Annotated in this window: 11 protein-coding genes; 2 read left to right on the top strand and 9 right to left on the bottom strand. The window is 42.4% G+C overall.

The genetic code is table 11. From position 1 onward, the window contains the following. Nucleotides 1–87: 87 nt before the first annotated feature. From FSB76_RS29325 to FSB76_RS29315, 3 genes are all read right to left on the bottom strand, one after another. Nucleotides 88–1,440, bottom strand: coding sequence for a Gfo/Idh/MocA family protein (locus FSB76_RS29325; RefSeq protein WP_147059857.1), 1,353 nt, complete (start codon nt 1,438–1,440; stop codon nt 88–90). Nucleotides 1,441–1,778: 338 nt separating this feature from the next. Beyond that, nucleotides 1,779–3,089: a DUF3472 domain-containing protein gene (locus FSB76_RS29320; RefSeq protein ID WP_147059855.1), complete on the bottom strand. Its 1,311-nt coding sequence runs from the start codon at nt 3,087–3,089 to the stop codon at nt 1,779–1,781. Between the two features lie 123 nt (nt 3,090–3,212). Beyond that, entirely contained in the window at nt 3,213–4,286 is a 1,074-nt protein-coding gene (locus tag FSB76_RS29315; RefSeq protein ID WP_147059853.1) for an aldose epimerase family protein, read from the bottom strand. A 199-nt stretch (nt 4,287–4,485) separates the two neighbouring features. Here FSB76_RS29315 and FSB76_RS29310 point away from each other — a divergent pair, with 199 nt between their 5' ends. Continuing rightward, nucleotides 4,486–5,511, top strand: a complete 1,026-nt coding sequence (locus FSB76_RS29310; protein WP_147059851.1) for a LacI family DNA-binding transcriptional regulator — start codon at nt 4,486–4,488, stop codon at nt 5,509–5,511. A 76-nt stretch (nt 5,512–5,587) separates the two neighbouring features. Continuing rightward, on the top strand, nt 5,588–6,676 hold the full coding sequence (locus FSB76_RS29305) for a phosphotransferase enzyme family protein (RefSeq protein ID WP_147059849.1): 1,089 nt from the start codon (nt 5,588–5,590) through the stop codon (nt 6,674–6,676). A 362-nt stretch (nt 6,677–7,038) separates the two neighbouring features. Here the strand turns inward: FSB76_RS29305 and FSB76_RS29300 are convergent, their stop codons facing one another. The 6 genes from FSB76_RS29300 to FSB76_RS29275 form a co-directional block, all read right to left on the bottom strand. Then, a complete protein-coding gene (locus FSB76_RS29300) occupies nt 7,039–8,577 on the bottom strand; it encodes a beta-N-acetylhexosaminidase (RefSeq protein WP_147059847.1) in 1,539 nt (512 codons plus the stop codon). 439 nt (nt 8,578–9,016) lie between these two features. Continuing rightward, nucleotides 9,017–9,607 carry a 6-phosphogluconolactonase gene (locus tag FSB76_RS29295; RefSeq protein WP_225976344.1) on the bottom strand — a complete coding sequence of 197 codons (591 nt, stop codon included), beginning with the start codon at nt 9,605–9,607 and terminating at the stop codon, nt 9,017–9,019. A gap of 627 nt (nt 9,608–10,234) precedes the next feature. Then, nucleotides 10,235–12,529, bottom strand: a complete 2,295-nt coding sequence (locus FSB76_RS29290) for a GH92 family glycosyl hydrolase (protein ID WP_147059845.1) — start codon at nt 12,527–12,529, stop codon at nt 10,235–10,237. A gap of 487 nt (nt 12,530–13,016) precedes the next feature. Further along, nucleotides 13,017–14,075: a proline iminopeptidase-family hydrolase gene (locus FSB76_RS29285; RefSeq protein ID WP_147059843.1), complete on the bottom strand. Its 1,059-nt coding sequence runs from the start codon at nt 14,073–14,075 to the stop codon at nt 13,017–13,019. A 154-nt stretch (nt 14,076–14,229) separates the two neighbouring features. Next, nucleotides 14,230–15,048, bottom strand: a complete 819-nt coding sequence (locus FSB76_RS29280; protein WP_147059841.1) for a tyrosine-protein phosphatase — start codon at nt 15,046–15,048, stop codon at nt 14,230–14,232. Nucleotides 15,049–15,115: 67 nt separating this feature from the next. Continuing rightward, nucleotides 15,116–16,729, bottom strand: coding sequence for a SusD/RagB family nutrient-binding outer membrane lipoprotein (locus FSB76_RS29275; protein ID WP_158643010.1), 1,614 nt, complete (start codon nt 16,727–16,729; stop codon nt 15,116–15,118). Nucleotides 16,730–16,741 lie beyond the last annotated feature (12 nt).

Here is a 16,741-nt window from a genome sequence, read left to right as displayed (position 1 = left end):
GGTTCCGGCCCCAACCGGGCAAAAAAAAATGTCATTGCCTGGTTAAGCAATGACATCATATGATTGAAGAAAAGACTTATAAACTACTTAAAAGCCGCTGTCGTCAAGCGCGAAACTGTTTTTCCTGTCTTTCCATTTGCCTTTTGTAAAGTCGGGAAAAGCTACGCTTGCATTGCCTTCTTTAAGCGATTTGGTTGATAATGGCGTAATAACGCTCATGGTAACAGAATCATAAACATCAATAGGCGTTTGGCGTTTGTTTTTTACCGATTCGATAAAGGCGTTAAACACAAACCAGTCCATGCCACCGTGGCCGGCACCCTGGGCAAGTTTTTCGTACTTTTTCCATAGCGGGTGGTCGTATTTATCAAACCATTGCTGTGCCGGCTCCCACGAATCATCTTCTTTTGATTTATGGTCGATATAAACGCTTTTGTTTACATCCATCCATAGCCCTTTGGTGCCCTGTACGCGGAAACCTAAAGAATACGGACGCGGCAAATGTGTATCGTGGCTTAACAACACGGTTTCGCCATTGGCGCAATTGATCATGGTGGTGGTTACGTCGCCATTTTTATAGTTAATTTTGGCGTTGGGATGGCCTGGCGATAATTCTTCGATATAAGCGCCCAAACCGCGTGCCTTTGAGCTAAAAGATACCAGGTTGGTAAACCGGTTTCCCGCGTTAATGTTAGCATAATGCATGCAAGGGCCTGCACCATGGGTTGGGTAAATGTCGCCATCCACATCAATATTAAACTGGGTGCGCCATTGGGCTTCGCTTAAGGCTTTAGCACCATATTCTACGCCTCTGTTACCGTAGCTGCCTTTGCCATCGTTAAACAGTACCGGCCTTAAATTGTGCTGGTAACCACCTTCCAGGTGGATGATCTCGCCAAAAAGGTCCTGCCGCGCCATATTAAGCGCTGCCATTACATCCCGGCGGTAACAAACATTCTCAAGCGTCATATAGGGCATACCTGTTTTTTCGGAGGTGTGCACAATGTCCCAATGTTCGTCTACTGTTAAACCGGCAATAACCTCGCAGCCCACATATTTACCGGCTTTCATGGCATCAATAGCCTGCGGATGATGAAACTGCCATGGTGTAGCTATGATCACCGCGTCAATATCCTTACGGTCTAAAAGTTTTTTGTAGGCATCCAGTCCACCTGTGTATTCCGTTACCGGGGCGTGGCCCTTTTTGGCTACGTATTCGCGGCAAATTTTTAGCGAATGCTCCTGGGTATCACAAATGGCTACCACTTCTACGTCATCGCGCAGCAAACCTTCGGCAATGTGGCTCATGCCGCGGGCGCCAACACCAATGTACCCCAGCCTTACTTTGGCCTGTGCAGATGCAAACAAACTACCAGACGGCAGTATACTGAAGCCTGCCGCGGCAATAGCGCCGGTTTTTATAAATTCTCTTCTTTCCATTTTATAAGTTATATATCAGTTTTATTTAACAGGTAATGTGAATAAGAATCAAGAGATAAGAATCAAGAAATAAGATAAGCGCACCAGGCTTGAGCATAAAAAACATCACGTCCTGAATTCTTTCTTCCTTGAAACTGATCGTAGATTTGCTTTTTTTCTTGATTCTAATCTCTTGACTCTTTACTTAACAGGTAATATGAATCAAGAGCAAAGAATCAAGAAATAAGATAAGCGCACATACCTTAAGCACAAAAATATCACGTCCTGAACTCTTTCTTCCTTCAAAATTGATAGCGTCGTTTTTTTTTCTTGATTCTTGACTCTAATCTCTTGATTCTCTATTTAACAGGTAAATTATTAATATCAATAACAGGCTTTACACTTACGGGTGCCCTGGTGAAAGGCGTGTTTAATTTTATAAAACCATCAAAAAAACCACCGTTTTGCAGGTAAAATTTATCTCCTTCAACGCCACCTGCATAATCTTTCCGGTAGTTGGCTTTGGCGGTTGCATCGCCGGTGTATACAGCCCCGGTAAGTTGTTGCCAGTTGTTTTCGCTATCGCCTATCCATTGATTAGTAAACAGGGCTTTGCGGGTTTTATCGCCGTTTTCGGGCTCAAAATTCTCAACAAAAGAATAAAGGCTGGTGAGGTAGGTGGCTTTTTGCGGCCTGTTAAAACTGGCCACCAGGAACCATTTACCCGCGGCAACATCTTCAAAATAAGCGGTAAACGTTGTCGAATTTTTAGCAACATCAGGTTCGGCCCTCAACAAAAAGGCATAGGCTTTCCCAGCCTCCCATGGGTAATGCATATAACTTTGCCCGCCCGATCCTTCGTTACCAAATTCGCCAATGTGTACACCAGCACCACCTTTTATCAATTTAATACGCATACTGTCGGGTATACTTTTAGGGTCTTCGGTATTAAACGGGCTCCATACAGAAAACAACACCCGGCGTTCGGTGGTTGAATTTACCTGCATGCCAAAATATCCCTGGCCAAAGCCATCTGCCATAAAATAGGACCCGACAACGTCCTGCCCTTTAGGAACAATTATCTGGTTGTAAAACCATTTCACTTTTGTTTTTTTCTCATCGGGCACCGCAAACCTCAGGTGCACCGATGGCCCCCTCCTGCCGAAGTGGAACGAACTGCCTTGTTTTACATAAGCTATATCGGCATCGGGCTGTTTGGTTTGGATAATCAAGTCGCTTATATCAGCATAAACAGCGCCGGTTTTACTCATGCCCTTCAGTTCAATTTTAACATGCCCGGAGTGTTTTAGATGGATAGTCCCCATCTCAATGGTATCAAAAGCCCGGTTGCTTACCTTTTTAAATATATAATTTTCGCCTGCTTTTATCCCGATCTTACTTTCGCCCTGTGGCACCCGCAGCCTTAAGGATACTTTAATATCCTGCGCAACCGACACCCTGAAATAGATATTAGCGGTTGATTTAGGATTTTTCCAATTCACCAGGCCTTCATCAGTAATGGTATCGGGCGCGTTTACCCAGGCATTGCCACCTAAGGGGATCACCTGTTTTAACGCGGGCGCTTGTGAATTTGTACCCTGCGCCACCGAAATGGCAGCGGTAAATACACTTAGTAAAAAAGAAAGATAACAGAACGTTGTTTTTTTCATATGTGGTTATCAATGGAATACCACCGGGTATCCTTTTATAAATGTACTGGCATTTAGGCCATTGGTAAAAAATAAGATCCTGTATCTCAACGCAAACGTTTGAAAACTGGCCATTTTTATCATTTAAATGGCATCAGTTGTAAATTCAAAAATTGTTTTACTGCTGAAAGTTTCCCCAGGCTTTAATACTGTTGTCGGGAAGTGCGCATGGTTTGGCGCATCGGGGTAGTGCTGGGTTTCCAGGCAAAAACCGCTTCTGCGCATATACTTAGCCCCGTTTTTACCCGGAGAATTATCATCAATAAAGTTGCCGGTATACAAATGCACCGATGGTTCGGTTGTATAAACATGAAGCACTCTGCCGCTTTGCGGTTCGGTTACAGTGGCAGCCATAACTAAATCGGCCGAGGCTTGTTGTTTAATTACAAAGGAATTGTCGTAGCCCTGGCCCTGTTTCAGCTCCTCATTTTCGGCATCAATCCTTTTGCCTATGGCTGTGGGTTGGGTAAAATCAAAAGGGGTATTTTCAACAGTTGCCAAATGGCCTACAGGCACGTGCATCTTGTTTACCGGTAAATAGTGTTTTAAAGGCATCATTAACTCATGATTTAAAATTGACGAGCCCGCCAATCCCGAGAGGTTAAAATAAGCATGCTGGGTAAGGTTAAGCAACGTGGTATTGCTTGTTTTGGCTTCAAAAGCCACCTCCAATTCATTTTTATTGTTCAATGTATAAGTAACTATTGTAGTCAGTTCGCCCGGGAAACCTTCTTCCCCATCGGGGCTGATATACCTGAGCACTACACCAATTTTGTCTTTTTGAACAAAATGATTTGCCTCCCATACTTTTTTATTAAAACCAACTGCGCCGCCATGATGGTGAAAGCCGCCGGGCTTAACAGTAAGCTGGTGTTGCACACCATCAAGCGTTATCAGGCCGCCGGCTATGCGGTTTGCAAAACGGCCTACTACAGCGCCGGTGTAATAAGGATCGTTCACGTATCCTTCTATATTATCATAACCTAAAACAACATCGGCCATAGTGCCATCCCTGTCGACAGTTATAATGGCCTGGATAGCTGCACCATAATTGGTAACAGATACCAGCATCCCGTTTTTATTACGCAATTGATAAAGCGCAACATCCTGACCATTGGCTGTGCCCCAGTTTTTTACTGTTATTGCATTGCTGCCCATATTTAAAGCTGATAAAGATTTTAAATTAGCAAATTGTAATAAACTTTTCTTGCTGTGATGAAATTAGTTATTAAGCATCTGAAAATACGTTACCGGGCGCCGAAAACAACACGCAAACGTTTGCAATAGCCGCCAAACGGGCAATAATTTGATAATAATCTGCTAACTTTAATTTTATTTCAAGCACATCAAAAGGATAATGCAATCAAAGCCAACTACTATAAAAGAGATAGCCCAGTTGCTGGGCATCTCGGTTTCTACAGTTTCAAGGGCCTTGCATGATCATCCCAGTATTGGCCTGAGTACCAGGGCAAAAGTTAAAAAACTGGCAGCAGAACTGAACTACGAACCCAATCAAACCGCCATTTTTTTACAGAAGGGAAAAACCCACACCATCGGCGTTATTTTGCCCGAACTTTCTGAAGCCTTTTTTTCATCGGCCATTAGCGCCATTGAAGATACCGCTTATAAAAAGAATTATACGGTACTGCTTGCACAATCACATGATGATGAGCAGAAAGAAAAGGAACTGGTAGAGAAAATGAAAAATCACCGGGTAGATGGGCTGTTGGTATCGGTAGGCAAAAACACTTCGTCTTTTCAGCATTTTGAGAACCTAAAAAAGTATAGCATCCCTGTAGTTTATTTTGACAGGATACCCAATATTGCCAACATCCACTACGTGGCCTGTAATATGGAAATTGGCACCATCGAGGCAGTTAGCTTCCTGTTAAAAAAAGGGCACCGCGCCATAGGCATGATCAATGGCCCCCAAACCATGGTAGCCACCGGTGAGCGGAAAGAAGGCTATATTAAAGCCATGACTAAAAACCGCCTGAAATTTGACCCATCGCTTATTGTATCCTGCGATTTAACGGAGGAAGGCACAAAAAAAGCTTTCGACGAATTGCTGGCCAACAAAAGGAAACCCACAGCCGTGGTTACGTTTAACGATTATGTAGCTTTATTTGCCATTAAACACGCACAACAGCTAAACATCAGGATAAATAAAGACCTTGAATTTGTAAGCTACGCCAATTTACCGTTGATTAATTACATGGAAAACATCCCGGCAGCGTCTGTTGAACAGTTCCCTTATCTGCAGGGGCAAAAAGCTGCTGATATCCTGATGGATCTGCTGCATCACCAGGATAAGGGCAGTAATGAACAAAGCGCCTACTATAAAATCATTATAGAATCGCAACTGATCGAGAATAAAAAATAAATTAAAAACGGTCAAACGTTTGCGTGGCAGTTTCATCAACTGTTTAAGTATGTTTGATGTGTTAACCGGATATAATATGTTTGATGATATACTGATAAGCTTTGGATTAAACGTTGCCGACTATGATGTGCAGCCTTTTGGTTCGGGTTTAATAAACCATACTTATAAGCTTAAAGGCCATAGCCATGCCTATATCCTGCAGCAAATTAATACTTCGGTTTTTAAAAACCCCGATTATATAGCCAATAACCTGGAGTTGGTAAAAATATACCTAAATAAACTTAACCCTGGTTATCTTTTTGTTGCACCCTTAAAAACCATTGATGACCACTTTATGGTAAAATCATCTGATGGGAAATTTTACAGGCTATTTCCTTTTATTGGTGGATCGCATACGGTTAATTTTTTACAGGATAAGCAGGAAGCTTTTGAGGCAGCCGTTCAATTTGGCCGGTTTACGCGCCTGTTGAATGATTTTGATATCGGCCGGCTGCAGTACACGCTATCGGATTTTCATAACCTTAAGCTCCGGTTCGACCAGTTTAAAACAGCATCTAAAAACGCGTTGCCTGTTAAGTTGGCAGAAGCTGCAACCGAGATCAAGGAAGTTTACAATCAATACCAAATATTGCAGACCTACAATCAACTGATATCCAATACCGAAATTCCTTTACGCGCCATTCATCACGATACCAAAATTAACAACGTATTGTTTGACAGCCAAAACCATGCACTTTGTTTGGTAGACCTGGATACCGTTATGCCCGGTTACTATTTAAGCGATGTGGGCGATATGATGCGTACTTACTTGTCTCCTGCCAATGAAGAAGAAACTAACCTGGATAAGATACATATCCGTGAAGATTTTTTCCGCGCCATATACAAAGGTTACATGAGCGAAATGGGCAACATTCTTACGGAAGCTGAAAAACAGTTATTCATTTTTTCGGGCAAACTGATGATTTACATGCAGGCCCTGCGCTTTTTAACCGATTTTTTAAACAACGACAGCTACTACGGCGCACAGTATCCGGGCCATAATTTGGTACGGGCAAAAAACCAGTTCAAATTACTTGCTGAATACACTAAAGCCGAGCCATCATTTAAACTCCTGATATCAAGTGTTAACCGGGAGTTTTTAACGGCAGAAAAGCAAAGTAATTAATATTTCAGCTGAAAGCTGAAACCATGTTTAACCACGAGGTGAAACCTCGCGATGGCGAGAATTTAGTTGATGGAATGATATTTTATGATGTGAAGTACCTCAAAAAAAATAAATACACCAACGAATACGGATAATGCATAAATTCCAAATCCCCATATTTTTTGAGCATTCGTTTTACCTATAAACTTCTTTTTGTTTATTAGATAGATAATAAACGCACATATTAAAACAAATACTAAAATCATGATATGAAGGGTTAAGAGTTAAAACAGTAGTTAATTGGCTTAAATATATCAATAGGTTGAATTTTAATCTTCCAATTTTATCACATCTCCAGTTGAAACCGTGGTAGCTTTATTTAACTATTTATCGCCTGCCAACCTGGCAAATAACGCTGTCACTTTCATATTACGCAGTTCGTTTTCCTCCCGGATGGCCGATGGGTTCAGGAAATCTTTATTCAATTGTTCAAACCTTTCATCCAGGTTTTTTGAGGTAGCCAACAGTTGCTTTAACGCAGCAATTACCGCGGGCTTTTGCGCATTATTAAACGACGCCTCGTTTACCTGCTTTTCAATAGCCTGGTAGGTGAGGTAATACACCCTGGTATCGGCCATTAATTTAAAATGTTCAAACTCCTGCAGGTTTTTTGTTGGCTTTAGGGCGTACAGCTTTTGGCGGGCTATGGTGCAACTATCCAGCAATTGCTTAACTGATAATGGTGCGGGCGATTTTACCTCGCCCTGTTGTATTTCATAAGGTGTTGTTTTAAGTGCTTCCCAAAATGATATGACCCTGGCCTTATCAAACCCGAACTGGTTTTGGCCGTAGTTGTATACAAAGTTGGTGATATTTAAAGGCTGGTTAGTTTTTACTGCTTCGAAATATGCGGCTATAGACATATTGAACCCCGACAAGGGGTACACGTGCCTGATGGCATATAGTTCGGCCATATCCGCTTCTGATTCATACACTGCCGAGTATTGGCCGGATGTTGACCACGACGTCATGATCATCCCTTTATAGCCCAGCTTGCTTGCAGCCGGGATAAAATTGCTGATATTTTTCAGGTGTTTTTCCCACAGGGTGAGGTTATAATTATCCGGGCTCGAACGGATTGCCGGCGATCCCCAGATTTCGAAACCGCTTTCCATCAGCTTTTGGTGGTTGCCAAAGTAGCTCATATCCCAGCCGTAGTTCCAATCTACAAAAACGGTTTCTTTGGGCAGCGATTTAATAGCCTCAGGATATTTTAGCGCGATATCGGCCCAAAGTACGGGGCGTTTACCCAGTTTAATCACGATTTCGCACAACATTTTAATGTAATCGGTATATAGTTTGGATTTACCTTCCTTTTCGGCTTTGGCCTTACATTTGGCATCGCGCCCCAGCAGGTAGGTTTCATCGCCGCCAATGTGGATATATTTAGAGGTATGCGTGGCGGCAAGTTCGGTATATAAATCGGTAAAAAGGGCTTTATCCCCATCCGTTTCTAACGGACACACCTGTGATACATCTTTTTGATCTTCCCGCAGGTTTTTATAGCGTTGATGCCGTAAAATGTATTCTACATGGCCAAAACTTTGTTGCAGCGGTATCACATCAATACCCAGGCTGTCGCAGTAACGAATAAAGCTTTTGATTTCCTGCTTGCTGTACGCGTAACGGTTGGGTATTAAGGGGTGTTTTTCGAATGGATAGGTACCCTCCCACTCCATCACCAGCGTGTTCATCCCGTTTTGGCTTAGTTTTAATGCAAAAGCTTTAAGCGCCGGGATGGTCATTACCTGGATGCGCAGATCGAGATGGAAACCCCGCACTGCAAAAGGCGATTTTGTCTGCTGCGCGATAACGGCGTTTAAACTAAATATTAGTAATAAAGCGGGTAATAATTTTTTCATAGAATGCCTTTTTAGGGGAACTTAATTTTATTTGTGCTATCAACTATCTATAGCGGGGCGGACGTTTTTTAATTCCCTCCTTGGGGAGTTATCGTGTGTACACATCTCTCTAAATAAAGAAAATTGTCATTTCGATAGAGCATGCGTGGGGTGGTGCGGGAGAGCGAAAGAGAAATCTTTAACGATTTGCATCGCACCAAACAAGTTTGAAAGCATGGCGTATAAGATTTCTCCTCACCCCACTGCTCAGACCCACCTCTGATTCGTTCGAAATGACAACTTTTTTGTTTAGTGATGGCTACTAAAGATCGGTAAACACAGTACCTTCCCCAGGGAAGGAATCGCACGCACCTGTACTTTTCTGTTTCTTCCTAACACCTATGATCCCAACTCTACCTTATCCACACCTATCTTCAAATCCAAATCCCTATTAATCCCCTTAAATATATACACTGCTTTTATCATCAACAAATAATACAGCATCCGGGTGTCTGCGCAATATTGTTGAAGGATATTTTTCTGATACTGTTGCATTCAACGTATGCTTAACCGCGTCTGCCTTTTTTTCGCCTGGCACAATGGTGAATGCAAATGGAGTGTTTACCAATGCGGGGATAGTGAGCGTTAAGGCATGGGTGGGCACATCTTCTATCCTGGCAAAACAGCCATCATTTACCTGCTGCACGCGGCAGGCATTGTCCAGATCGACAATTTTAACCAACAGCGGATCGTTAAAATCGGCCACATGCGGGTCATTAAAAGCAAGGTGCGTGTTTTCGCCGATGCCTAAACAAACAATGTCTGGTGGGAATTGGTTTAGCAAGTCTGCGTAACGCAGGCACTCCTGCTCCGCACCGGCGGCGTTGCCATTAAGATAATGTACCGCCTTAAAAGGCACTTTGCCAAACAACCGTTCTTTTAAAAAATTGCCAAAACCTTGTGGTGCGTCCGCATCCAGGTTAAGGTACTCATCCATGTGAAAAGCCCTGATCCTTGTCCAATCGATGTCCCTTTTCAGCAATTCATCCAAAAACTCATTTTGCGACGGGGCTGCCGCGAAAATGATATTAACGAATTGCTTTGCTTTTAGCAGTCCATTGATTTTTCTGCCACGGCATTTGCCGCCGCTATGCCCATGAGGTGCCGGCTGCCCGATACTTCAACTTTCAATTGATCTTTTATAAGTTCTTTCATTACACGGTTAAACAAAAAGGTTGGCGCTATGGCGCATTGTATGAGTTGTTCGATTTAAATTAGTTTCTACATAACTCTCTTCCAAGGGCCATCGGCCTGACACATATTGTAGCCATGGGTTTCAACCCATGGATGATTGGCCAACGGACAACAAGAGTGCCATCGGCACGGCCCATATTTTGATGTAAATTCATTATCTTTAATTGATTCAAACAATATATCTACATTGATAATATGTATCGAACCTATGGCTCTCAATCGTTTTTTTCGATTTTTTCCACGGGTTAAAACCCGTGGCTACAAAATTGGCCGAGGCTACGCTTCTGATTCCTGTTGAACAAGTCTCCATATGTCAACAAAATATATCTTCAGAAACTAACCGCCCCCCCCCATCTGTGCTACCCACCAAACCGTCACATAACCCAAAGGTTCCACACCTCAAATTTGAATATCTGCCATCATATCAATCTTTCTGTGGCACACTCGTCATTTTAAATTCCAATGTTCCACCGTGGCTTATCTGCTCATGCGATATCATGTGGTTTTTTATGGGCTGGCCATCAAACGTAACTGCCTTCACGTATTTGTTTTGTGCCGATAGATCGGTGGCTTTAATAACCAGCTTATTGCCATTTTGCAGGCTTAGGGCAATATACGGGAATTGAGGAGCGCCTATGCTGTACATACCCGATGCCGGGGTTACCGGATAAAAACCCATGGTGCTAAAAATATACCATGCCGATGTTTGGCCGCAATCATCGTTGCCGTTGATGCCTACCGGGGCGTTGCGGTAATTTTGCCAGCCCACGTTTTGCCTTACCAGTTCCTGGGTTTTCCAGGGCATACCGCAATAGTTAAACAGGTATATGTAGTGGTGCCCGGGCTCATTATCGGCCCTGTAATGGCCATCGGTAAAGTTATGGGATAGTTTATCGGCAAAAGCTTTTTCGCCGCCCATAAGGGCTATCATGCCCGGTACGTCCTGCATGGCGCCAAAGGTATAGGTCCACTTGGTGCCTTCGGTAAAGCCGCTATCCGGCTTGGCCGACCATTGTCCGTTGGCGTTGCGCGGCGCCATAAAGCCAGTAGTGCTGTTATATACATTTTTATAATTCTGGCTCCAGGCCATCAGCTGTTTGTAGTCATCATCCTTACCCAGTGCTTTGGCCACCTGGGCCACGCAATAGTCGTCAATCCCATACTCAATAGTGCGCGAAACCGATTCACGGGTTTTATCAACCGGAACATAGCCCAGTTTATGGTAGTTGGTAAGGCCGCCGCGGGCTTCAAAGCTTGTCCACAAATCGCGGTCGCCCCATTTTTTTTGTGTATCACCGTCGGGAGCCGTAAAAGCATCTTTATGCATGGCTTCATAAGCCAGTTTGGTACTATATCCGCGAAAACCTTTTACATAGGCATCGGCCACCACCGCATCGGCATGGGTGCTTATCATAATATTGGTATAGGTTGGGTTTGGCCACATGGGCATCCAGCCGCCCTCCTGGTACATTTGCAATAACGATTTCACCATACCGTTCACCCGCTCGGGCTGTGTCAAAATCAATAAAGGGTGCAAAGCCCGGAAAGTATCCCAAAGCGAATAATCATTATAAGAAACACCGCTATGTATTTTATCGTCAAACGCGCTGTAATACCTGCCATACTCCGAAAATTGCCTTGGGAACAACAAGGTATGGTAAAGGGCCGTATAGAATATAGTTTTCTGGCCTGCGGTGATCCCGTTTACCTGTATCACTTTTAATTGCTGTTGCCAGTTATCGCGGGTAGTTTTCACAACTTTGTCGAAATCCCAATCCGGAATTTCATTTTTCAGGTTGTGGCGGGCCTGGTCAATGCTGATAAACGAGGTGGCAACTGCTACTTTCACCTGGGTATTGGTTATCGTTTTAAAAGAAATAAATGCGCCCATGCGGGTGCCGAATTGTTCTTTACTGCCTTTTTTGATAACATTTTTATCCCAGGTGCCATATTTACGGATCTGTTTATCAAACTTTATAATAAAATAGCCCTTGAAGTTTTTAAGCTCCGGCCCTATCTGGGCCGATTGCCTGTCGGGATTGTAGCCGGTAATTTCGTTATTGATGGTATCAACATGAACGTAGCCCTTTAGCTTTTTAAGCCTTGGGGCATAATCGTTTGCCCAGTCCTTAAGCTGCGGGTTAAGGTTTATACCCTGGATAATAAGGTGAGCTTTATCCGCAGCCGGAAAAGTAAACCGGAACATGCCGCAGGTATTTGCCCCCGCTATTTCTGATTTGATGAAGGTTTTATTATCGGCTTTTAACTTAACCGAGTAGTAATATGGCTTTGCTATCTCGTCTTTATGATCGTAGCTTAGTTTTCGTTCGTTTGGCAATACACGCAGGTTACCAACCTGGGGCATAATAGATACATAACCATAATCGCCCATCCAAACGGTTGGCTGGTGAGTGGCCAGCAGGCCGATAACGGTTTTATCCTCATATTGATAACACATGCGGCCCATTTTACTTTCGCCGGTTTGGGCAACAAAGTTTGTCATGGCAAAGGGCACATTCACGCAAGGCATGGTGCCACCACCATCAAGGCCCTTTGCAAAACCGGTAATTGCTGTACCTATCAATGGGTTAACAAAGTCAACTTCGTCTTTTTGAGTTTTTGTAGTGTTTTGCTGGGCATTAATTGTTCCGCAGAGCAGTAAGCCGGCGGCCAGTAAACAGGCGCTATTTTTAAATTTAAGGTACGATGCAAAAATCATTTTTCAATAGGGTGTTTAGATGTATTTATAATTCGGCGACAGCAAATCTCTTATTTTAAAATCATTCCGGTTGAAAGTGGGAAACTTTTTTTCAATGATAAATTACATGTTTAAACATTTTAATTATTTTAATGTCTGGTCCAATTTTGCTTCTCACCACAAGAGCGGAGTGCTGGCAGGCCGGCAGATTTAAAGCTTACTATTCCCGATTTTCCATGATGCTTTTTAAATTTTATTTGAAAAAAATCTACATTTTATTTTTGTGTTAAAAAATGTACTATTTGTATCAATAAATAGCATATTTATTACAAAAAAGTTTGAATTAATTACCAATTTTTACCTGTTTTGTGCATGAAAAAAAGGCAATTTTGCCATATAAAAGGAAGCATGTAAATTTGTATTGTTTGCCTACAAAAAAGCAGTTTACCAAAGCAAAACGCCCCGGCGGGTAAAGGCCCAGGGCGTTGTATTTTGAATTTGAAGGTGACTATAGTTTTATCTTTTTTTCGCCTGCATCCACCCCTTTTATAAACTTAATAAGGCCGGTCATGTAGGTTTGCTGATCGTCATACATGCTCATGTGGCTGCCGTTGGGGCAATATAAATAACTGCCGTTTTGTACCAGCTGAGATACCTTTTCCATGTGTTTCGGGTCCATGGTATCATATTGACCGGCTATGCTTAGCGTTGGTACAGCTATTTTTGGTAAATCGGCCATCCTGTCCCATTTAACCAGTTTACCGGCAACGCCAAATTCGCTTGGTCCCTGCATGGTTACATATAATGATTCGTTCATTTTACCAAGCGCACGGTTTACAGGCTCGGGCCATTGGTCAAGCGGGATGCGGCAGATGTGTTTGGCGTAAAAATTTGGCAGCAGCAATTGCATATATTCCGGATTCTTAAAATCGCCTTTGGCCTCAATAGCCCTGATTTTTGCCAGCACTTTGGGGTCGAATTGCCTGGCTAATACGTCATTGGCATATTTACCATAATCGGGCACGCTCATCATCATATTTGAAATGATAAGGCCTTTCAGGTTTCGCTGATATTTTTGAGCGTACTCCATAGCCAGGATACCGCCCCACGAGTGGCCAAGCAGGTAAAAATTACTGCTATCAAGCTTTAAGGCCTGGCGTACCTGCTCTACCTCCTCAACATAACGGGGCAGGCTCCACATGGATGTGTCTTTAGGATTGTCAGAATTACCGCAACCCAGCTGATCATAATAAACCAGTTCGATGCCCTCGGCCGGCAAAAAACTTTCCATACACTCAAAGTACTCGTGCGTGGCACCAGGACCGCCGTTAAGCAGCAGCAATTTAATTTTAGGATTGTTGCCCAGTTTTTTTGTCCAAACGTGGAATTTGCCTTTGGGCGTATTGATGGTTACTATTTGAACGCCACCTGTTTTAACACCACTGGTGGTATCGCTAAAATAACTGCTTAAAGTAACATCGCCCGGCTGGGAAATTGGAGGTTGTTTACAGGCAGTTAGCCATGCAGCGGCGGCAATAAAAAGTACTGCAAAATATTTTTTCATCATAAAGTTTATGTTGTATAGCGATATAAAGCTAACTAATAAAACTCAAGCCAACAAAAAAGCCGCCGTTGCAAAGGCAGCTTTTAATTATTTATTAAAACGATTGATACCCTCTGGAAGTTTTCAGCATTATACTTTGGGCTTTAGCTTATAAATATTAATCTAAAAACTTCTTTTTCAATGTTTTCAGATCCTTATCTGTTAAACCAATCTGATTTTTAAGGTAATTATCTATACTGCCATATTGCGCTTTTATAGCAGTGAAAGTTGCGTCAAGATACGATTTCTTCACAGCAAGCACATCGTTAGCTACGCCTTCATTAATGTGCATGTACTTCACCATTTGGCCTGCCATTTTTTTATTTTCGGCAGCCCGGTAATAGTTTGAAGCTTCATAATCGTTTATAATGGTATCATATGGCACGCCAAGGCTATACAACAATAAAGCGGCACCAATGCCTGTGCGATCTTTACCTGCAGTGCAATGGAAAACCAGGCTTTTATCACCCGGCATACCCAACAGCTTGCCAAAAAATGGTTTATACCTATCGGCTAAATAGGTTGTATTGCTATAGTAAGTCTGCATTACAGAATCGCCGTTGGTTGTACCTTTAAGGCTTTGTAACATATTGCCCGCATTATCGCTGCCGGCCGGACATAAAATATAATCGGTATTAGGGTTTAGCCTGTCTGGTGCATTTTTTGATTCTTCGGTACCGCGCAAATCTACATCGTAAGCTACGTTGAGCTTGTTAAGTATAGCCAGGTCATCATCCGTTAGTTTGCTCATATCTGCGCTGCGGTAAACCTTGCCCCATTTTACATGGTGGCCGTCTTTGGTGGCATAGCCACCCAAATCGCGAAAGTTTACAGCACCTTTTAATTCAACTTTACGCTTAGCGCTATCGGCAACTTGCGCAGTAGCTGCACATGTAAAGCAAACAGCAGCAAATGATAATAAAATTATTCTTTTCATATCAGTTAAAATGTAAAAAACAGGGTACTCATAAATGAGCCCCTGTTTTTGATAATGTTTAGTTTAATTATTTAGTAAGCCATGTGTCTTTTGTAACATCATCGGTACCACCAAATTGGCTGCCTATTGATGTTTTATAATTAGCATTATTGGCATTAATTTCATCTAACGGGTATAGAAGACGACGAGGTATAATACCAACCTGACCGGCTACAGTACCATAACCTGTATTTGAAGGGCCTGTAGGAAATGCCGGAACACCGGTACGGCGATAATTGTAAAATGCTTCCCAACCTGAGTTACTAAACATTGCCACGTACTTCTGAGTTAAAATTTGTGTTAAAGCTGCAGCGCTGTTAGTAGTATTATAAGCAATGTTATTCAGGAATGTAGCATAATCTGTAGTTACAGATCCTAAAATTACACCGCCCACATCCGAAGTATTAACATTTTGATTTGCGGCAGCATTAAGTGTTAAACCAAAGTTTGCAAAGGATGCCGTAACACCTTTATTATACCAGGTTTGCGCATCAGTAGTTGATAATGTGCCAACCCAACCCCGATTGATGGCTTCGGCAATATTGAAACACATTTCCGGGTAGCCGATAAATATAAATGGTTCGGCATTATCACCTGTTTTAACTAAGTCGTAACGGAAACCGTTGTAATTTGAGAATGTACTTGAGAACAAAGTAGCAAGTGACGTGCCTGTAGGCGCTCCCTGGTAGCTTGAAAACGACGAGAACTTGGTTTTATCAACCGGGGTAGCTATCAAAAAGGTACGGGGATCAGCTGTAGAGGTTGTTATATCTAAAACGGGTTTACCAACAAATAAAAAGTTATTATAGTTATTACTACCGGAAGCAAAAATTGGATATAAGTTAACCGAGTTGAATTTGTAAACCATATTATCGCTGTTTGCTGTCATAATTGGGTATTTTGTTGGGTTACCCAAAATTGTTGCAAATTGCGTTTTAATATTTAAGTCCGCGTTATCATCAGCACGTTTACTTAAGCTAATCAACACACGCAAACGGTAAGTATTAATTAATTTTTGCCATTGCAGGTTGGTTAAGTTAAAGATATCGCCCCCGGGAGCAAAAGATGCATTTTGTGTGGCCGATGTTAAAATAGCATTGAAAGCGGTGTTTGCATCATCCAATAATTGCAACGCATTTTTATAAACATCATGCTGTGTATCAAAAACAGGGGTTGGATACTTTATAGGGTCGCCAGCCTGGCTCATCGGTATATCGCCAACGCGTTGTGATAACCATATGGCAGCGTAAGCACGAAAAAACTTAGCAACAGCAAGATATTTATTGTTTGCTCCAACTTGTTTTACTGATTGGTTTTCTAACTGGATAGCATATTTCAATATATCGTAAGCGTGCCCACTGTAGCTCCAGCTATATTCATTTGTACCCCAGTATTTGTCATAGTTGGATACCATAAACTGTGCGGCTTTATAAGCATTTTTATTGTAGGATGCATCCTGACCAAGAGGCATTTCCTCGGGGCGGATAAAGTTTGCAGTAAGGTGGTTTAATATCAATGATACGGGTACAGTAGACTCTGCACTTATAGCGTTGGGATTTGCCGACAGGTTCCCCTTTTGGCAACTGCTAATTGTGGCCGCTAACATTAATCCGGCAGCTACAATTTTTATATTTTTTGTCATGTGATTCATTTT

Origin of the sequence: Mucilaginibacter ginsenosidivorax, from assembly GCF_007971525.1 — a bacterium.
GTDB lineage: Bacteria > Bacteroidota > Bacteroidia > Sphingobacteriales > Sphingobacteriaceae > Mucilaginibacter > Mucilaginibacter ginsenosidivorax.
Note: the sequence above shows the minus strand (reverse complement) of the source record. Positions and strands in the feature narration are given on the sequence as shown.